Origin of the sequence: Collinsella sp. LCP19S3_H3, from assembly GCF_052119145.1 — a bacterium.
GTDB lineage: Bacteria > Actinomycetota > Coriobacteriia > Coriobacteriales > Coriobacteriaceae > Collinsella.
The window spans coordinates 1-20430 of sequence record NZ_JBQKFW010000016.1 but is presented as its reverse complement, the minus strand read 5'-3'; the positions used below and the strand labels follow the sequence as shown (position 1 = coordinate 20430).

Here is a 20430-nt window from a genome sequence, read left to right as displayed (position 1 = left end):
CGGCCTGGACACTGCCAACAAGAGTGGGCGGCATAGGGCCACCCGCCAGACAACTAAGGAGATTCTTGTGGCAACTCAGAAATTCACCGGCGTTATTCCTCCCGTCGTTGTTCCCGATACCGAAGATCACCAGCTCGACGTTGCCTCCTTTGAGCGCAGCATCAACCGCATGATCGACGCCGGCGTCGATGGCCTGTTCTTCCTGGGCTCTTCGGGTGAGGTCGTTTTCTCCACCGACGAGCGTCGTCGACAGATCATCGCCGAGGCCGTTCGAATCGTCGACCACCGCGTTCCTGTTCTGGTCGGCATCATCGATACCGAGACCGAGCGCATGATTGAGCACGGTAAGGTTGCTCAGGAGCTGGGCGCCGATGCGCTCGTCGCCACCTGCCCGTTCTATGCCCTGCAGGGCATGACCGAGGTCGAGGAGCATTTCCGCATCCTGCACGAGGAGCTCGACCTGCCCATCTTTGCCTATGACATTCCCGTGTGCGTTCACACCAAGCTCCCCTGGAAGCTCCTTGCAAAGCTCGGCGCCGAGGGCGTCCTTGCTGGCGTCAAGGATTCCTCGGGTGACGACGTCTCGTTCCGCTACCTCGTTCAGGAGAACGAGAAGAACGGCCATCCGATGAGCATTCTCACCGGCCATGAGGTCGTCGTCGACGGTGCCTACCTTGGTGGCGCCGACGGCTCTGTCCCGGGTCTCGCCAACGTTGAGCCCGAGGGTTACGTGCGTCAGTGGAAGGCCGCTCAGGCTGGTGACTGGGCTACCGTCAAAGCCGAGCAGGATCGCCTCAATGAGATTTCGCACATCTGGGACGTCACCTCGGGCGTCCAGGGCTATGCCGGTGGCGTTGGCGCCTTCAAGACCGCTATGAACCTCATGGGCATTTTCGACAGCCCGACCATGCCGCGCCCGGTGAAGGCCATGACCGGCGAGAACGTCGAGGCGATTAGGAAGGTCCTCCAGGACAACGGTCTCCTGTAAAGCTTTCCCGGGCACCCGATCTTGGGGCTCAAGCGATCGAGCGTGACCCATTAGGTCAATGCCCGACCGCTTTCACCCCAACCCCGGGCACTCGGGAAGCCTTTAGCAAGCTGCGGCGATAACACCGCCTTTATTTCCTGTAGTTGTTTTTATCTCCTAAGGAGAGCGACATGGAGAACAAGTACATCTGCTCCGTTGATATCGGTGGCACCAAGATTGCGACCGCCATTATGGAATATCCGGCTGATGGCGGCGTGCCCCATCCCGTATTTGAGGCTGAGGTTCCCACCGAGGCCCAAGAGGGCGGTGAGGCCGTCTTCCAGCGTATCGAGGCGTCCATCAAGGCCGCTCTCGAGGCGAATCCCGATGTCGAGGTCCTTGGCGTCGGTATCGGTGCCGCTGGCGTCGTCGATCCCAAGACGGGCGCCATCGCGTATGCCAACGAGATCATGCCCGGCTGGTCCGGCGTTCAGTTGGGGCCGCGTCTGCGCGAGGACCTCGGTCTTCCCGTTGCCGTTGTAGGCGACGTGCAGGCTCATGCTCTGGGTGAGGCCCATTGGGGCGTCGGCAAGGGCAAGTTCTCCGTCTTGTGTCTGGGCATCGGTACGGGTATCGGAGGCGCATATGTCGAGAACGGCCGCGTGATGCAGGGCTTCCATGGTGCTGCCGGCCATATGGGCCACATCGAGTGCTCGGCTGCCGCCGGCATTCCCTGCGCCTGCGGGCGTTCCGGCCATCTGGAGTCGGTGGCTTCGGGTACGTCGATTGGGCGCATGTACGACGAGCGCTTCGGTCGCGTTGACCCCAGCCGTCCCTCGGTTGGCCGCGACGTGAACGACCTGTGCCGCGCGGGTGACGCAAAGGCGACCGAGGTCATCCACGATGCCGGCTTTGCATTGGGCGCTAGCTTGGGCTCGCTCGCCAACATTCTGGATCCAGAGGTCATCGTGCTTTCGGGTGGCGTAATTCACCAGGGACCCGATTGGCGTTCGCAGACGTGGAAGGATTCGGTACACGAGGGCTATGCCAGCCAGGCGCTCGATCCGCTTCAGGACACGCCGATCCTCATCGGTTCTCTGGAGGGCGACGCACCGCTTATCGGTGCCGCCGAGCATCTTCTTGCCTCGTTAAAGTAAACGTATCTGCTGTAGGAGCCTCCCGAGACGACACGCCTCGGGAGGCTGTTCTGAGAAAGGTTATAGCCTTATGACCGTCGATCCTTTAATTCAATCCCTGAAGGGTAAGCTCATCGTGAGCGTTCAGGCGTATATGGGCGAGCCGCTTCGTACGCCCGAGGCCATGGCTCAAATGTCTCGCGCTTGCGAACTCGGAGGCGCCGCCGCCATTCGTTGCCAGGGCCTTGCCGACATTGCTGCCATTAAGGGTCGTTGTGAGGTTCCTGTTATCGGCCTGTGGAAGGATGGACACGAGGGCGTTTACATCACGCCGACGCTGCGTCACGCCCGCGCCTGCGTTGCTGCCGGTGCTGACATCGTGGCGATTGACGCCACCGATCGTCCGCGCCCCGATGGCAAGTCGCTCGAGGACACTTTTCGTCCGCTGCACGAGGAGGGCGTGCTTCTGATGGCGGACTGCGCCACGATCGAGGATATCCGCCGCGCGGTCGACATGGGCTTCGATTTGGTTTCCACTACGCTTTCGCATGGCGTCGCCGCCATCGATTGCACCATGGCAGACGGCCCCGACCTGCCGCTTTTGCGCCAGGCAACCGAGGAGTTCCCCGGTCTTCCCATTATTTGCGAGGGCCGTGTGCATACGCCCGAGGAGGCTCGCGCCGCGATTGACGCCGGCGCCTGGGCCGTTGTCGTTGGCACTGCCATTACGCACCCCACAAGTATTACGAGTTGGTTCAAGGCTGCGCTTGAGGCGTAAGACGGGCCTCGTATCCGCTTGGGGCGGTATACTCAACTAAGGCAATTGATCGCGCGGGATCCGCTGGCCGGGTCCTGCGCTTATTTTAGGAGGCAGCACATGCAAAAGGGAGATGCCATGGATGCGGCGGAGCGCACGGAGCGCATTCCCGATATCGTCATCATCACCGGAATGTCCGGATCGGGCCGAACGCAAGCCATGCATGTGTTTGAGGACATGGGCTATTTTTGTATCGACAACCTGCCTCCGCGCCTGATTGCGCAGCTCGCAGAGCTTGTTGGCATCAATACGGGTGTGGGTAGACATCTTGCTGTTACCTGTGACCTTCGCAGCCAAGGCCTGTTTGATGAGCTGCTTGACGCCGTTGCCGCCTTGGAAGAGCGCGAGATGAGCTGTGACATTGTGTTTCTCGATGCATCTGATGAGGTGCTGATTCGCCGCTACAGCGAAAACCGCCGCCGCCATCCCATTGCGAAGCCGGGGGAGACCACGGCCGACGCCATCCAGCGTGAGCGTTTACAACTCCAGGGCGTGCGCGACCGAGCCGATATGATCATCGATACGAGCCGCCTTCGTACCTCTGCTTTACGCAATAAGCTGCGTGCGGCTTTTTCAGAGCTGTCCGACCAGCAGCTCATGGACGTCCACGTCTTCTCATTTGGCTTTAAGCATGGTATGCCCGTCGAGGCAGACATCATGATCGATGTTCGCTTCCTGCCTAATCCATTCTACGACCCCGAGATGCGCACGTTGACCGGCCTCGATAAGAAGGTCTCCGACTTTGTCCTGGACCATCCCAAGACGCAGGAGTTCTGGAAGGTTTGGACGCAGTTGCTCGATACGGTCATGCCGGGTTATATCGCGGAGGGCAAGCCGCAGCTTTCCATTGCCATCGGCTGTACGGGCGGCCAGCACCGCAGCGTTGCCATTGCAGAGGCTACGGCCCGATACCTGGAAGGTGCTCAGTATCACGTGAGCATTTCTCACCGCGACTTGTCGCGTGCCAATACGAAAGCATAGGTTTGAATGTCGTTTACCGCCGAGGTGCGTGACGAGCTTGCGCGCTGCGAACCCGAATGTGAATATTGCGATCTGTCGACACTTGCCGCTCTTACACGTGTGAGTGGCACGCTTTCGCTAGCGGGCTCTGGTCGGTACCGTTTGACGGTTGCGACCGAGACGGGTGCCGTTGCACGCACGATGATTACGCTGACGCACCGCATCCTCAAGCTCAAAACGGAGTTTACCGTTCGCAAGTCGGTCTTGCATAAGGTGCGAAACTATCTCATCACCTTGCCCGACCAGCCCGACCTCGATAAGGCTTTGGTTCTGCTGGGCATTCTCGACCGCAGGGGAGGGCTCGTCGCCGGTGTGCCGCGCCATATCGTCGCCCGGCCCTGCTGCAGGCTCGCCTACATTCGCGGCGCTTTAATTGCCGGCGGCTTTGTGGCAGACCCGCGTGGCGATTTTCACCTGGAGATTGCGGTGCAGGGCGAACAATACGCCAAGGGGCTTTGCGACCTGTTGGGGCAGGTCGGGGTTCATGCACGCGTCAACGCCCGGCGAGGATCATATGCCGTGTACATCAAGAGCGCCGAGGAGATTGAGCATTTGCTCAAATTGATTGGTGCCAAGCGCAGCGTTGCCGAAATCGAGGAAGCCCGTGCGGTCAAGTTGGTGAAAAACGACGTAAATCGTCGCGTGAATGCTGAGCTGGCCAACCAGACGAGAAGCGCCGGCGCTGCCCAACATCAGCTCGCGCTTATCGAGGAGCTTGAGCGACGCGGCATGCGCGATGTGCTCCCGGATGCCTTGGCGGCCTTTTGTGACTTACGTGAGCGCTATCCCGATCTCTCACTGCGAGATTTGGGGGAGATGGCCGACCCTCCTTTGTCAAAGTCGGCCCTATATCACCGTGTTTTGCGTCTTGAAAAGCTCATTGAAGCGAACAGGTAGTTTAAAGCGGCAGTTTATATAGTACTTGAACTGCTGTTTTATGCTTTAAAACGTTTTAAAGCAAATTTGATTTTCAATTTCGAGCATTCTCGTGAAATTCAAGTCAAAAAAAAGGTATATTAGGCGAGTGGTTAGTTTGTGGGCCTCAACGGCGGGCGCTGTAGCTTGCGGGGGCCTTACGAAAGGAGACACAATGGCAGTAAAGGTTGCTATTAACGGCTTCGGTCGCATCGGTCGTCTGGCCTTCCGTCAGATGTTCGGTCATGAGGGCTCCGAGATCGTCGCTATCAACGACCTCACCTCTCCCGATATGCTCGCTTACCTGCTGAAGTACGACTCCACGCAGGGCAACTATGCTCGCGATCACGAGGTCGTCGCTGGCGAGGATTCCATCACCGTTGACGGCAAGGAGATCAAGATCTACAAGGAGGCCGACGCCAACAACCTGCCTTGGGGCGACCTCGACGTCGACGTCGTTCTCGAGTGCACTGGCTTCTACACCAGCAAGGCTAAGGCTCAGGCCCACATCAACGCTGGTGCCAAGAAGGTCGTCATCTCCGCTCCGGCCGGCAGCGATCTGCCCACCATCGTGTACAACGTCAACCATGAGACGCTGACCGCTGAGGACAACATCATCTCCGCTGCTTCCTGCACCACCAACTGCCTCGCCCCGATGGCCAAGGGTCTGAACGACTTCGCTCCCATCGTGTCCGGCATCATGACCACCATTCACGCCTGGACTGGCGACCAGATGCCGCTCGACGGCCCGCAGCGCAAGGGCAACAAGCGTCGTAGCCGCGCCTGCGCCGTCAACATCGTCCCCAACACCACCGGTGCTGCCAAGGCTATCGGCCTGGTTCTCCCCGAGCTCAACGGTAAGCTCATCGGTGCCGCCCAGCGCGTCCCGACGCCGACCGGCTCCCTCACCAACCTCTACGCTGTCGTTGACAAGAAGGTTACCGCCGACGAGGTCAACGCCGCTATGAAGGCCTACGCTGCCACCATCTCCGAGACCTTCGCTTACAACGAGGACGACATCGTCTCCACCGATATCATCGGCGAGACCCATGGTTCCATCTTCGACGCCACTCAGACCATGTGCTCTGACCTCGGCAACGGCCAGACCCTCGTTCAGGTTACCTCTTGGTACGACAACGAGAACTCCTACACCTCTCAGATGGTCCGCACCATCAAGTACTTCGAGAAGTTCGTTGCTTAATTTGGCTTTTAGCGAATAGCTCGTTGAGCGTCTAAAAAAGGGCGCGGCCTTATAGGGCTTACACCCTAAGGTCGCGCCCTTTTTATAAGAAATCGTCTGCCGTAATGGGAGGCAGACACGTACGAAAGGTAGAAGCAAACATGGCCTTTACCAAGAAGACCGTCCGCGACATCGATGTCGACGGCAAGCGCGTTCTCGTCCGCGTTGACTTCAACGTGCCTATCAAGGATGGCGTCGTTGGCGACACCACCCGTATCAAGGCTGCCCTGCCCACCATCAACTATCTCGTTGAGCACAATGCTCGCGTTATCCTCATGAGCCACCTCGGCCGTCCCGAGGGCACCGGCTTCCAGCCCGAGCTTTCCCTCGAGCCCGTCGCCAAGAAGCTCGCCGAGCTCTCTGGTCTCGATGTTGCTTTTGTCGCCGACACTTATGGCGAGAAGGCCGCCGAGGCCGTCGCCGCCGTCGAGCCGGGCAAGGTCCTCGTTCTCGAGAACGTCCGTTTTGACAAGCGTGAGAAGAAGAACGATCCCGAGATCGCCAAGACCCTCGCTTCCTATGGCGACGTCTTCGTCCTCGACGCCTTCGGCACCGCTCACCGCGCCCAGGGTTCCGTCGTGGGTCCCGCCGCTTACCTGCCCGCAGTCGCTGGCTTCCTTCTGGAGAAGGAGGTCGACACGCTGACCGGTATCTTCGCCGAGCCCGAGCGCCCCTTCGTCGCCATCGTCGGCGGTTCCAAGGTTTCCTCCAAGATCGGCGTTCTCGATCATCTCATCGACTCCGCCGACACCCTGATTATCGGTGGCGGCATGGCCTATACCTTCTTCCTGGCTCAGGGCATGACCGTCGGTCAGTCCCTCAAGGAAGAGGACTGGGTCGAGCGCGCTGGCGAGATGCTCAAGAAGGCCGAGGAGAAGGGCGTCAAGATCCTGCTCCCCATCGACAACCGTGTTGCCGACCACTTTGGCGAGGACGCTGTCCCCGAGGTTGTCGCTTCCGACGCTATCCCCGACGACCGTGAGGGCATGGACATCGGCCCCAAGACCGAGGAGCTCTACGCCGAGGCCGTCAAGGGCGCCAAGACCGTATTCTGGAATGGCCCCATGGGCGTCTTTGAGTTCGACAACTTCGCTCACGGCACCCAGGCTATCGCCGAGGCCGTCGCCGAGGCTGATTGCACCTCGATCATCGGTGGTGGCGATTCCGTCGCAGCCGTCAACAAGTTTAACCTGGCCGACAAGATGAGCTGGATCTCCACCGGCGGTGGCGCTTCCATGGAGCTCGTCGAGGGTAAGGCCCTGCCCGGAGTGGAGGCGCTTCTCGATGCCTAATCGCACCCTTCTTATCGCTGGTAACTGGAAGATGAACAACGACGTCGCCGAGGCTGCCAAGCTTGCCGACGAGCTGGCCCAGGCTCTGCCCGAGGTTCCGGCTGGCGTCGAGGTGCTCGTCTGCCCTCCGACCATCGACATTACTACGGTTCATGACCGCATTCAGGCTGCCCCCATCGCCCTCGGTGCACAGAACGTGTACTGGGAGGCCAAGGGTGCCTTCACCGGTGAGTCCTCTTGCGACATGCTCAAGTCCGCTGGCTGCACCTACTGCATCATCGGCCACTCCGAGCGTCGTGACTACTTCCACGAGACCGATGAGGACCAGAACAAGAAGGCTAAGGCTCTCGTTGCCGCCGGTCTTGTTCCCGTCTTCTGCTGCGGTGAGTCCCTTGAGGTTCGCGAGGCCGGCACCTATGTCGAGCATGTCGTGAACCAGGTCAAGGCTGGTCTCGAGGGTCTTGAGATCACCTGCCCCAAGCAGGTCGTCGTCGCCTACGAGCCCATCTGGGCCATCGGCACCGGCAAGACCGCTACCGCCGAGGACGCTCAGGAGGTCTGCGGCGCTATCCGTGAGACCCTCAAGGAGATGTTCGGCGAGGAGCTCGCCAACGGCATCCGCGTTCTTTATGGTGGCTCCGCCAAGCCCGCCAACATCGCTGAGCTTGTTGCCAAGCCCGACGTTGACGGCGCCCTCGTGGGCGGCGCTTCGCTCAAGGCTGCCGACTTCGCCTCTATGGTCGTCAAGGCAGGCGAGTAGGGCATATGGCACAGCGTCATCTTCCTGCACTCCTAATCATCATGGATGGCTGCGGCTTGGCTCCGGCCGACGGCGAGAACGCCGTCGCTGCCGCCAAGACGCCCTTCCTCGATAGCCTGTACGAGAAGTATCCTCACACCACGCTCGGTGCTTCGGGCGAGGACGTGGGCCTTCCCGACGGCCAGATGGGCAACTCCGAGGTGGGTCACCTCAATATCGGTGCCGGCCGCATCGTGTTTCAGGAGCTTTCGCGCATCAATAACGCCATCAAGGACGGCTCCATCGCCAAGAACGAGGTTTTCGTCAAGGCTATGGATGACGTCAAGGCCGAGGGCAAGACCCTGCACCTCATGGGCCTCATGAGCCCCGGCGGTGTTCATTCTCACATGAACCATGTCGAGGCCCTGGTCAAGATGGCTGCCCAGTATGGCATTAAGACCGTTCGCGTTCACGCCTTTATGGATGGCCGCGACGTCGATCCGCAGTCCGGTGCCGGCTACATGAGCGAGTTCTGCGCCTTCCTGGCCAAGATCTCCGAGGAGACTGGTTGCGACGCTCGCGTTGCTACCGTCTCGGGCCGTTATTGGGCCATGGACCGCGACAACCGTTGGGAGCGCATCGAGCGCGCCTACGACGTCATGGTCAATGCGTCCGATGCCGATACCGACCCCGTTGCCGGTATCAAGGCCTACTACGAGAAGGATCCCCGCGGCGATGAGTTCGTTGAGCCGTTCGCTGCCCACAACGAGGGCATCCACGAGGGCGACGCGGCCATCTTCTTCAACTTCCGTCCCGACCGCGCTCGTCAGATGATCCGCGTGTTCACGGACAAGGAGTTCGACGGCTTTGAGCGCGAGCAGATCAAGCTCTCGCACTTTGTGACGATGACCGAATACGATCCGACGTTTGACGTCGAGGTCGCCTTCCCCAAGACGTTCCCCGAGAACGTTCTGGCCGACGTAATCGCAGCCAATGGCCTGAAGCAGCTGCACACCGCCGAGACCGAGAAGTACGCCCACGTGACGTTCTTCCTTAACGGCGGCATCGAGGAGCCCAAGGAGGGCGAGGAGCGCGTGCTCGTCGCTTCCCCCAAGGTTGCTACCTACGATTTGCAGCCCGAGATGAGCGCTCCCGAGGTTACCGAGAAGCTCGTCGCTGCCATCAACGAGGACCGCGCTGATTTCTACATCGTGAACTTCGCGAACTGCGACATGGTTGGTCACACCGGTGTCTTCGACGCGGCCGTTAAGGCCGTCGAGGCTGTTGACGATGCCCTGTCCAAGGTTGTCCCGGCGATTCTCGCTAAGGGCGGCTTTGCGCTGATTACCGCCGACCACGGCAACGCCGATCACATGTTTGACGTTGCTTCCGACGGTTCCAAGCATCCGTTTACGGCTCACACCACCAACCGCGTGCCGTTCATCATCGTTGATGAGAAGGCACAGCTCACCGGTATCGAGGACGGTCGACTTTCCGATATCGCCCCGACTATGCTCACCATGGCTGGTCTGGAGCCTTCCGCCGAGATGACGGGCCGCGTGCTCGCGACCGAGGCCTAAGAGAAAACGCCAAGCGTTTCTTTGCAAGGGGGTTGACCATATTCGGGCAACCCCCCTTTTTTGGTATTTCTGCCATTTCTACCTCGTCCCCAAATGGCAGGTGGGGAGTGTCGGGGGTTGTGGTACAGTACTGGAGTTTGAATTGTTCTATTAAGGAGCTTCTCTATGGGTCCGTTTCAGATTCTGCTGTTTGTAGTTTGGGCTGTCTCTGCCGTGGCGCTGACGATTCTCGTCCTGATGCATTCCGGTAAGGGCACCGGCGTTTCGGATATGATTGCCAGCTCGCTGTATAACTCCAGCTCTGCCACGGGCGTTATGGAGCAGAACCTTGACCGCCTGACCGTCATCATGGCTGTCGTGTTTGCCGTGTGCGTCGTGCTCTGCATGTTTTTCTTCCCGCAGGGCATCGTGGGCTACTAAGCACGAGTCGCATAAAAAAATTAAAAAGGGTCCCGCATGTACGGGGCCCTTTTTGTTTACAGACTTGTAACAGAGCCAGAATATCACCACATACTGCGCCCAACTAAAGAAATTCTCGACCGTTAACCGGAATTAGCCCCAAACCGTGCATAAAATGCGCTACTGTATTGAAAACGTTGGCCTGTTGTGCATAACCAGCCATAGCAACGGGCGGCGTTTCGATAGTTCGGATCGGATTGTCTCGACATATGTCCGACTGAACGTTTCTTTGTCCTATCTCATAAGGAGGATGGCATGGCTGATTCTATGTTCCACCAGCCCGTTATGGGTCGTCGAGCCTTTGTCGGCGGTACCCTTGCTGCGAGCTCCATGGCTTTTCTTGCCGCATGCGGCAAGAAGGGCGGCGACGCTTCCGGTTCTGAGTCCGGTTCGACGCTGAACTTCTACATCAATAACCCGGTCTGCATCGACCCCTACAATGTCCAGGAGGACCAGGGCACTCAGGTCGAGTACCAGCTCTTTGACGCTCTGACCTCTTATGACGCCGAGAAGGGCGAGATCGTTCCGCTGGCTTGCGAGTCCTTCGAGGCCAACGACGACGCCACCGAGTTTACCTTCAAGATCAAGAAGGCCAAGTTCCACAACGGTGATGACGTTACCTCCAAGTCCTTTAAGCTCGGTTGGGAGCGTCTGGTCAGCACCAAGTCCGCTGTCGCTCAAGAGTATGGTCCTTCCGAGGTCTCCTATCACCTTTCCATGGTCGAGGGCTATGACGATCTGCTTGCCGGTAACACTACTGAGCTCAGCGGTGTTACCTGCCCTGACGATGAGACCCTCGTCGTCAAGCTGACTTCCGCTTACGCCGACTTCCCCTTCGTCGCCTCTCATCCGGCTCTGTCCCCGGTTCCCGAGTGCGCCGAGTCCGATGTCAAGAGCTTCTACCTTGCCCCGATCGGTAACGGCCCGTTCATGATGGACGGCAAGTGGGAGGATGGTCAGGAGATCAACCTCAAGAAGTTCGACGATTACTATGGCGACAAGGCCAAAATCGATGGCATCCACTTCCAGGTCATCAAGGACGTGGAGACCGCTTACAAGGAGTTCCAGGCCGGTAACCTTGACATCTGCGACGTTCCCGTTGCTCAGATCGACGCCGCCAAGAAGGATCGCGGCGAGTCCAAGGACGGCTACACCATGGGCGACGGCGAGCGCATGCTGCTCGGCGCCGAGCCTTCCACCTACTACCTGACCTGCAACACCACGGCCGAGCCGTTCAACAACGCCGATCTGCGTAAGGGTATCTCCCTGGCCATCAACCGTGAGGCCATCTGCAAGACCATCTTCAAGGGTACCCGCACCCCCGCTGACGGCATTGTTCCTCCGGGCATCGATGGCTACAAGGAGGGCGCATGGGAGTTCTGCGCCTACGACGTCGACAAGGCTAACGAGTACCTCGACAAGGTTGCTCCCGCTGACGCCAACGGCAATCGTGGCATTAACGTGACTCTGTCCTACAACCAGGACGGTGGCCACAAGGAGATCATGGAGTCCATCATCGGTGACCTTGCCAAGGTTGGCATTACCGCCGTCTCCGATACCCCCGAGTGGTCTGCCCTGCTCGAGCAGTACCAGAACCTCAACTATCAGTTCGGTCGTCTGGGCTGGATTGCCGACTACCCGATCATGGACAACTTCCTGTATCCGCTGTTCCACTCCGACTCCCTCGGTGGCGACAACCGTTCTGGTTACAACAACCCCGAGTTCGACGCCAAGGTCAACGAGGCCCGCACCACGATTGACGACGAAGAGCGCGTCGCTAAGATGCAGGAGGCCGACGCAATGGTCGCTGCTGACTGCCCGGTCATCCCGCTGATGTTCTACACGCACACCATCGCCGGCTCCGATCGCATCAAGTACCTCTATGTCGATCCGCAGAAGCACGCCGATCTGGGTACCGCTGAGCTCGCCTAAGAGTTTTGCAGCTTCCGTGAGGGTCAAGTATTTACGTAGACCTCATGGGAAACATACAGTTCTCCCTAACCTGGGGTAAACTGGCTGATGGTAATTTTGGGATGCCGGTCTGGCGATCGGCATCCCATTTAGGTTAATCCCTAGATAGGGGAGTGGTATGGGTAAGTACATCGTTAAACGTGTGCTTCAGTTCATCCCGGTATTTTTGGGCGTTACGCTGATTCTGTTCGCCCTCCAGAATATCGTGCCGGGAGATCCGATCAAGCTGATCGGTGGAGACAAGGCTCTGTCCCCCGAGGTGGAGCTTCAGCTTCGCGTCCGCTATCACCTGGTCCAATCGGACGAGGACGGCAACGCGATCCTTGACGAGAACGGCGACCCCGTTCAAACGTCGCTCGTGGACCGTTACTTGTATTACATGAACGGCCTGCTTCATGGCGATCTGGGTAATTCCTATCAGCGCAAGCTGCCGGTTACGGAAATCTTTGCCCAGAAGTATCCGTATACGGTCAAACTTGCCGCGTGCGCCATCGTACTCGAGGCAATCATGGGTATCGGTGCGGGTATCATTTCGGCGGTAAAGCGTTATTCCTTCTGGGATATTTTGGTAACGCTCACCACGTCGATCCTCGTTGCCGTCCCGGCCTTCTGGCTCGGTATGTTGCTGCAGCTGTTCTTTGGCGTCATTCTCAAGGACGCCACGGGCGGTGCATTCTCCATGCCGATCTCGGGTGCCGGTGGTTCCAGTTCTCAGTATCAGGATTGGATGCACTATGTGCTTCCGACCATTACGCTGGCTTCGGTTTCGACCGCTTATGCCGCCCGCATTATGCGCTCGCAGCTGCTTGACGTCATGAGCCAGGATTACATCCGTACGGCAAAGGCCAAGGGTCTCTCCAATCGCGCGATCATCATCAAGCATGCGCTTAAGAATGCACTCATCCCCGTCGTTACCTATATTGGTGTCGACTTTGGTGCCATGCTTTCGGGCGCCATCCTGACCGAGACGGTTTTTAACTGGCCCGGTATCGGCTATGAGGTCTATCGCGCCATTAGCATGCGTGACTGGCCCATCGTTATGGGCGGCGTTACGCTCATCGTCGTCGTCGTCATGGTGATCAACCTGCTCGTCGACATTAGCTATGCATTCCTCGACCCGCGCATCCGCCTTGGCGGTCCGTCGGATAAGGCCTAAGGGAGGTACGTCTCATGCAGGAAACTGATTCTCAGTCTCAGGAGCAGGCTACCGCCACCATGGCCGCATCTGCTCCCGCCAAGTCTCGCACGCTGTGGGGCGACGCTTTTAAGCGTCTTCGTAAGAACAAGCTCGCCGTTATCGGTGTCTGCTGGATCATTATCGTCGTTGTGGTTGCCTTGACCGCAGATCTGTGGGCTAAGCCCTGGCTCGGTTCGCCGACGGCTTCCGATTCGACCACCATGGCCGAGACGTCGCTGCTGGCTCCGTGTGCAGAGCACCCGTTTGGCACCGACTCCCTTGGCCGTGACATTCTCGTCCGCGTTATCTACGGTGCACGCGTTTCGCTGTCCGTCGGCATTATGGCCACTGCGATCTCCACGGTGATTGGTCTGGTCATGGGCGCTCTGGCCGGTTTCTACGGCGGCATCTGGGATACGATCATCATGCGCTGTGCGGACATCTTCCTTGCGTTCCCGTACGTGCTGTTCGTTGTCGCCATGATCGCCGTCATCGGCCGTGGTCTTCAGAACGTCTTTATCGCCATCGGTATTCTTGGCTGGCCTTCGATTGCGCGCGTCTTCCGATCCGCGATCTTGACGGTCAAGGAAAACGACTATGTTGACGCTGCGCGCGCGATGGGTGCATCTGATGCTCGTATCGTCGTGCGTCACATCTTCCCGAACTCCGTTGCCTCCATCGTGGTCTACGCGACTATGAACATTGGTGGCGCCATTCTGACCGAGTCCGCTCTGTCCTTCCTCGGCATGGGCGTTATTCCGCCTACGCCTTCGTGGGGCTCCATGATTCAGGACGGTCAGCAGTATCTTCTGACTGCTCCCTGGATGATGATCATGCCCGGTCTGGCAATTCTCTCGACGGTGCTCGCCTTCACCCTGCTGGGTGACGGTCTGCGCGACGCCCTCGACGTCAAGATGAAGGACGCATAAGGATGAAGAAGAACAAGAACTATGTGGACCTGAAGGACCAGCCGGTTCCCGAGGGCCAGCATCTGCTCGAGGTTGATGACCTTAAGATGTATTTCCACACCGAGGATGGCGTCGTTCGCGCTGTCGATGGTGTGTCCTACACGCTCGATCGTGGCGAGACCCTGGGTGTCGTCGGTGAGTCCGGCTCCGGTAAGTCCGTGACCGCCATGACCATCATGGGTCTTATCTCGATGCCTCCGGGAAAGATTGAGGGCGGTGACGTTCGCTATCGCGGTCGTTCTATCCTCGAGATGACCGAGGAAGAGATGCAGCACATTCGTGGCAACGATATCGCGATGATCTTCCAGGATCCTATGACCTCCTTGAACCCGGTCTATAAGATCGGCAAGCAGGTGGGTGAGGGCCTTCGTCTGCACCGTGGCTACTCCAAGCAGGAGGCGCTCAAGCGCGCCACCGAGCTTTTGGACCTCGTTGGCATTCCCGAGCCCGAGAAACGCGTCAATGAGTATCCGCACCAGTTTTCTGGTGGTATGCGTCAGCGCGTCATGATTGCCATGGCCCTTGCCTGCGATCCCGATATTCTGATTGCCGACGAGCCCACGACTGCTCTGGACGTTACCATCCAGGCTCAGATTATTGAGCTTATGCAGGAAATGCAGGAGAAGAACGGCAACGCCATCATCATGATTACCCATGACCTGGGTGTTGTCGCCGATATGGCCGACAAGATCATGGTTATGTACGCCGGCCGTCCCGTCGAGTTCGGTACTGCTGAGGAAATCTTCTACGAGAGCCGTCACCCCTATACCTGGGGCCTGATTCGCTCCATCCCGGAGCAGGCCATCGATGAGAAGAAGCCGCTTACGCCGATTCACGGCAACCCGCCTTCGCTCATGAACCTGCCCGAGGGTTGCGTGTTCTCGCCTCGTTGCCCCTATGCGACCGATAAGTGCCGCAAGCAGCGCCCCGAGCGTTTTGTCACCGAGTCCGGCCACTATTCTGCGTGCCATTATTCCGGTGACCCCGAGTTCCTCAAGAACGCCCCTGAGACGTCCCGCACGCGTAAGGATTCCAAGAAGGGAGGCGAGGCGTAAATGGCAGACAATAACGAGCGCACTCCGCTACTGAAGGTCGAGCACCTCTCTAAGGAGTTCCCCGCAGAGTCCGGCATGTTCGCCAAGCGTTTTTCCAAGCGCGTCGTCTCTGCTGTAAACGACATCTCTTTTGAGATTTATCCTGGTGAGACCTTTGGTCTGGTTGGTGAGTCTGGTTGCGGTAAGTCCACTACGGGTCGCACCATCATGCGCCTGACCAAGCCGACCGCCGGTAAGGTGTTCTTCCAGGGTAAAGATGTTGCCGAAATGAGCAAGCATGAGATCAAGGATATGCGTCGCGAGATGCAGTTTATCTTCCAGGATCCTTATGCCTCGCTGAATCCTCGCATGACCATCGGCGAGATCGTCTCCGAACCCATGACCATTCACGGCGTGGGAACCAAGGAGGAGCGCATTGAGCGCGTCCGCGAGCTTCTCGACGTTGTCGGACTGAACCCCGAGCACATCAACCGCTATCCTCATGAGTTCTCGGGTGGCCAGCGTCAGCGTGTCGGCATTGCCCGCGCTTTTGCGCTGAAGCCCAAGTTGATTATCTGTGACGAACCGGTATCCGCTCTGGATGTGTCCATTCAGGCCCAGGTTCTGAACCTGCTTAAGGAACTGCAGGACAAGTTTGGTACGGCGTATCTGTTTATCGCCCACGACCTGTCCGTCGTTCAGCACATCTCCGATCGCGTTGCCGTTATGTATCTGGGTAAGGTGGTCGAGGTCTCTGACTGGAAGACGCTCTATAGCGAGCCTCACCACCCGTATACGCAGTCGCTGCTGTCTGCCGTGCCGGTTCCCGATCCGGATATCCAAAAGTCTCGTAAGCGCATCATCCTTGCCGGCGATCCGCCGTCACCGCTGGATCCGCCGACTGGCTGCCGTTTCCACACGCGCTGCCCGATCGCGCAGGGCATCTGCTCCGAGAAGCTTCCCGAGTTTAGGGAAGTTGCTCCGGGCCACTGCTGCGCCTGCCACTTCGCCGAGCCGTTCCCGATCAAGGAATCGCATATCGACCTGTAGTCGGTTGTTTTCGTCCGGGCCTGCCCTGGTGTTGCTTTTCAGAACGTCCTCGGACATGTCGGAAGCCCCGCTGCGCGCTACGCGCTGCGGGGCTTCCTCCGTCCTGCGGAATGTTCTGAAAAGCAACACCAGGGCAGGCCCTGCGGCAACTCGGCAGGTGGAATGCGGTTCCCTGATCGCTCACTTAATCTAATGGGAAAGATAGCGAGGCCGGAGCTTTAGCTCCGGCCTCCTCATATAAGGGCTCGGCAAAGCCGAGCCACTAAATTAATATCAGCCCCCAGAACATGTTTGAGAACTGTGCATGAAGCATGTGCCCCTAGGGCAGGAATGAGGTTGCCTTCCAACGCATTCCGCAGGGGGCGGCATTATTTTGTAGCGCGAAGCGCAGATCAAAATAATGCCGCATGCCCGAGGACGCGTTGGAAGGCAACCTCATTCCTGCCCGAACAGGTCAGTCTACCTGCGCATTTTCAAATTCGTAAACTTTTTTAAAAAAAGTGCTTGCACAGTTCTCGAATCATAGGTTATTATCTTCCTCGTTGAAAGCGCGGGTCCAACAAAACGAACTGCGAATCAACAATATAGCATGTCGGAGTGGCGGAATTGGCAGACGCGCTAGCTTGAGGTGCTAGTGACCGCTTTTTGGTCATGCGGGTTCAAGTCCCGCCTCCGACACCATCGCATTTGAGAAGCCTCTTCGGAGGCTTTTTTGTTACCGATAGACGGTGAGGTTCACGATGGAAACGCTTGAGCGCAATGAGTGGGTTGACGTTGCCCAATTGGTCGATATTACGAGCGATGCTGTCATTATCTGCGAGCTCGACGGAACCATTTTGCATGTAAACAATCGCTTGCTCGACTTGATCTGCGAGGAACGTTCCGATGTGATCAACGGGGACGTTAAAGATCTCTTGTACTCGTCAGCATTTGAACGCGCGACAGAACATCGTCTTCCTTTTGAGACCAATGGTACCGAGAGCGAGTTGATGCTTAAGCTAAGTGACGGCTCCTTTATTCCCGTCCTAGTTTGTGCCGGCTCGGTTACGCCGCCTCGTATCTTTGGCCGCCGTGCGCCGCGTGTTCTCGTGGCGCTCCATAGTATCGAAGAGCAGTATTCGCATGACCGTCAGCTCAAGCGTGCGCTTTCGGAGCTCAGAGTGGCGAATAAGCGCCTCTCGGGCACGTTGTCGGTCATTATGAGCACGGTGGGCTCCGATGAGCTGCCTAGTTTGTTGGATACCGTTTTGAACCAGCTTGTAGGAACCCTGGATGCCTCGGGTGCTGCCATCTATTTTTCTGAGAGCGGCGGTTTTAAGCTTCGCGGTGTTTCCAAGGAGCTGTATGACAGCTACCTGCCCGAGTTTATGCCGTATGGTGCGGGTATCCCGACGTATGTGCTCCGTGAGTCTCGTGCCTGCCGCCTGTCGATTCAGCAGGACCTTGAGGGCGATAGGATTGCCTCGGGTATGTTCATGGACCTGGACAATCGTTCTAAGCACCTGCTACGCATGCAAGATATGCCTCCATACCGCAGCGAGATATGTCTTCCCGTGTTTTATGGCACTCAGGTGCTCGGTGTGTTGGAGGTCGGTTGGAAACGTCCGCAGGCGCCGCTTGCCTATGATGTCAACGTGCTCGAGGTCATTTGCGATTATCTCTCCATCCAACTAGTCGGCATGGCATCGAGTCTGCGTTCACGTCGCACGGCAGAGCTTGGCCGTTCTCTCAACGTGCTGCGCGATGAGTTGTTTGCCTATCTCGATGATCCTATTGCCGCCTCGCGTGCGGTGTCGACCGAAATCTGCGCTGTGCTCAGTTGCCATTTCTGCCCCGTGGAGTATGATGCGGGCCTCGAAACCTATGTCATCGATTTTGAAGGTGGCAGTCGTGTGGCATTGCCGGGCGATCCGGAGTCACTCTTCTTTTCTGTCACGACGCCGGCGGCGCGCCTGGGGGCAATTTCCGATGGATTTGAGACATCGGTGCTGGGCGGGACGAGCGCCGACGACCTCAAGCACGTGCGCCTTACGCGCGTGGACGAATCCACGACTATGGGCGCATGGTTGAGAGCCCACGGCCTGCCGTGTCAGGGACTTTATGTCGACTCCGGTATCGAGGCGGGGCGCTGCCACTCGGAGGCGGATGGTACGCGAAGCAACGATGCAATCGTGCCCGCTGATATCGCCAAGGGACCGACGAGGCGCGTTTTGCTGCTCCGTGATGGCAGCCAGGAGCCAATCGACGACCTTGAATACGACTACATGGTGCATTTGGCACACGACTTTGAGCTGATCTATGAGGGCGAGTCTCAAAAGCGTGAAGAGCGTCATATCGCTCAGACGCTTCAGATTGGCATGAGAAATTCGCTAGGCGACGTTCCGGGCATCGCAACCGATTCGGTATACCTGTCGGCAACGAATTCGGCGTTGGTCGGTGGTGACTTCTATACGCTAGTCCGTCTTCCCGACGATTGCGCCGTTATGATATTGGGCGATGTCTCCGGCAAAGGAATTGAGGCGGCGTCGATGTCGGCACTCGTCAAGACGGCGTTGACGGCTTATGCCTGGGAGGGTGCGGGACCCGCTCGCATGGCCCGCTCGCTCAATAGCATGCTCATGGGCTTTTCGAGGGTCGAGACGTTTGTGACGGCGTTTATCGCCAAGATTGATCTTAAAGCGGGCCGCGCTACCTATTGCTCTGCGGGACATCCTCCCACTATGGTCATTAGGCCGTCGTCGACGCCGCATGGCGGAGGAGAGACCTGCGGGGGAGAAGTGGAGCTCCTTGGGTGCCAATCGGGCGTGATCGGTGCCTTTGAGAGCATGGTGTACGAGACGGGCGTGTTTACGTTCGATCCTGGTGACATGCTGTTTATGTATACCGACGGAACGATCGAAGCACGCGACCGCTCGGGTGCTTTCTTTGGCGAGCAACGCCTGCGCGACCTTCTACTCTCTGTTTCGGGTGAGGGCGTATCGGGCATCTGCGGTAAGGTCTTGGGCGAGCTTGACCGCTTTACCGACTCGGCGCTGGACGATGACATTGCATTGGTGTCCCTTGAGTTTTTACGGGGTCGATCGTAGGCCGCGACGTTGGGCATACAGAATCCTAACGGTTGCAGAAAAGTGTGCATCGAGCGAGCTCTTTTGGGGAACCATGGTCGCATGAATGAGTGGAATGACATAGCGGTTTTGACGCCACCGGGCGATATCGATATCGCCTCGGTGCCCGAGCTGCGCCGACGGTTGGATAATTTAATCGACCGGGGCGTGCGCCGTGTTGTCATCAATTGCCAGACCGTGGCTTTTATCGACTCGACGGGTTTGGCGTTTTTGCTTACGCGTGCCAGAGAGCTTATGAGACGAGAAGGGCTGCTTTCGCTTGTTAACGCCTCCGATGAGGTCGTTCGCTTTTTGGAGATTGCCCGACTTGTCGACATCCTTCATGTTGCGGGTCCGGTGCGGGAGTCGATTCCCGCCATTCCGGTGGGGGAGTTGCCGCGATGGAGCAAGAGCGTCAAGGTGCAGCGAGGCATCGAGAATCTCCCGTATTATCGGCACCGTGTGGCCGAGCTTCTCGAATCGCTTCCCCTGAGGCGTGATGAGCGCTATGACGTCGCATTAGCGTTGGGGGAGGCATTGGGTAACGCATATGACCATGCGGGCGGTGTTGGCTGCATCCTGACGATTCAGGCCTATGGGGACCGTGTTGTGCTTGAGGTGCTTGATCGAGGCGCTGGCTATTCTATCGATGGGGCGAGCGAACCGATGGCATCCGAGGAACGCGGACGCGGTATCAAGCTTATGCGCATGCTCGTCGATAATGTGGAGGTTGCCCGTCGCACGGATGGTGTCGGCACACGCGTTCGGATGGTGAAGCTGTTTAGTTCGGCATTGGAATCGTGCGCTTAGCGCCTTGGGTTGACATGATTTTCCTGCGTGAACTTGCTTTGGGTTGATTTCCGATCTCAGCCGAACACATTGAGCTGATGGCACGCTCCCGCAGTTAACCGAACGCCCCCGAGGTCCTATCCGGGCCCCGGGGGCGCCATTTTCCCAGTTG

Annotated in this window: 17 protein-coding genes and 1 tRNA gene; all 18 read left to right on the top strand. The window is 58.2% G+C overall.

Annotated elements, in window-relative coordinates:
* The first annotated feature begins 67 nt into the window (after window positions 1-67).
* Window positions 68-988, top strand: a complete 921-nt coding sequence (locus ACTQZF_RS08195; protein WP_427718650.1) for a dihydrodipicolinate synthase family protein — start codon at window positions 68-70, stop codon at window positions 986-988.
* Window positions 989-1158: 170 nt separating this feature from the next.
* Entirely contained in the window at window positions 1159-2124 is a 966-nt protein-coding gene (locus ACTQZF_RS08190; protein ID WP_427728775.1) for an ROK family protein, read from the top strand.
* A 70-nt stretch (window positions 2125-2194) separates the two neighbouring features.
* Window positions 2195-2881 (top strand): N-acetylmannosamine-6-phosphate 2-epimerase, encoded by a 687-nt coding sequence (locus ACTQZF_RS08185; RefSeq protein WP_441555013.1) that lies wholly within the window; start codon window positions 2195-2197, stop codon window positions 2879-2881.
* Between the two features lie 99 nt (window positions 2882-2980).
* Complete coding sequence (gene rapZ / locus ACTQZF_RS08180; RefSeq protein WP_427718645.1) at window positions 2981-3901, top strand: RNase adapter RapZ; 921 nt, start codon at window positions 2981-2983, stop codon at window positions 3899-3901.
* 6 nt (window positions 3902-3907) lie between these two features.
* Complete coding sequence (whiA, locus tag ACTQZF_RS08175) at window positions 3908-4837, top strand: DNA-binding protein WhiA (protein ID WP_441048567.1); 930 nt, start codon at window positions 3908-3910, stop codon at window positions 4835-4837.
* A gap of 193 nt (window positions 4838-5030) precedes the next feature.
* Window positions 5031-6056, top strand: coding sequence for a type I glyceraldehyde-3-phosphate dehydrogenase (gene gap / locus ACTQZF_RS08170; protein ID WP_154517458.1), 1026 nt, complete (start codon window positions 5031-5033; stop codon window positions 6054-6056).
* Between the two features lie 140 nt (window positions 6057-6196).
* Entirely contained in the window at window positions 6197-7387 is a 1191-nt protein-coding gene (locus tag ACTQZF_RS08165) for a phosphoglycerate kinase (RefSeq protein WP_304212190.1), read from the top strand.
* Complete coding sequence (gene tpiA / locus ACTQZF_RS08160) at window positions 7380-8147, top strand: triose-phosphate isomerase (protein WP_154517452.1); 768 nt, start codon at window positions 7380-7382, stop codon at window positions 8145-8147. Before ACTQZF_RS08165 ends, tpiA begins: the two co-directional genes overlap by 8 nt.
* Window positions 8148-8152: 5 nt before the next feature.
* Window positions 8153-9706 carry a 2,3-bisphosphoglycerate-independent phosphoglycerate mutase gene (gpmI, locus tag ACTQZF_RS08155; protein WP_441555012.1) on the top strand — a complete coding sequence of 518 codons (1554 nt, stop codon included), beginning with the start codon at window positions 8153-8155 and terminating at the stop codon, window positions 9704-9706.
* Between the two features lie 165 nt (window positions 9707-9871).
* Window positions 9872-10126: a preprotein translocase subunit SecG gene (gene secG, locus ACTQZF_RS08150; protein WP_006236144.1), complete on the top strand. Its 255-nt coding sequence runs from the start codon at window positions 9872-9874 to the stop codon at window positions 10124-10126.
* 294 nt (window positions 10127-10420) lie between these two features.
* Window positions 10421-12097, top strand: coding sequence for a peptide ABC transporter substrate-binding protein (locus ACTQZF_RS08145; protein WP_441555011.1), 1677 nt, complete (start codon window positions 10421-10423; stop codon window positions 12095-12097).
* 157 nt (window positions 12098-12254) lie between these two features.
* Window positions 12255-13292, top strand: coding sequence for an ABC transporter permease (locus ACTQZF_RS08140; RefSeq protein WP_304212150.1), 1038 nt, complete (start codon window positions 12255-12257; stop codon window positions 13290-13292).
* A 59-nt stretch (window positions 13293-13351) separates the two neighbouring features.
* Window positions 13352-14242, top strand: a complete 891-nt coding sequence (locus tag ACTQZF_RS08135) for an ABC transporter permease (RefSeq protein WP_370450642.1) — start codon at window positions 13352-13354, stop codon at window positions 14240-14242.
* A 2-nt stretch (window positions 14243-14244) separates the two neighbouring features.
* Window positions 14245-15336, top strand: coding sequence for an ABC transporter ATP-binding protein (locus ACTQZF_RS08130; RefSeq protein WP_154517437.1), 1092 nt, complete (start codon window positions 14245-14247; stop codon window positions 15334-15336).
* The gene (locus ACTQZF_RS08125) at window positions 15337-16365 is read left to right on the top strand and encodes an ABC transporter ATP-binding protein (protein WP_154517434.1); all 1029 of its coding nucleotides are present in this window, start codon (window positions 15337-15339) and stop codon (window positions 16363-16365) included.
* Window positions 16366-16956: 591 nt separating this feature from the next.
* A tRNA-Leu gene (locus tag ACTQZF_RS08120) sits at window positions 16957-17046 on the top strand.
* A gap of 59 nt (window positions 17047-17105) precedes the next feature.
* On the top strand, window positions 17106-19451 hold the full coding sequence (locus ACTQZF_RS08115; protein ID WP_441032727.1) for a GAF domain-containing SpoIIE family protein phosphatase: 2346 nt from the start codon (window positions 17106-17108) through the stop codon (window positions 19449-19451).
* 81 nt (window positions 19452-19532) lie between these two features.
* Entirely contained in the window at window positions 19533-20279 is a 747-nt protein-coding gene (locus tag ACTQZF_RS08110; RefSeq protein WP_441555010.1) for an anti-sigma factor antagonist, read from the top strand.
* The last annotated feature ends 151 nt before the right edge of the window (window positions 20280-20430 follow it).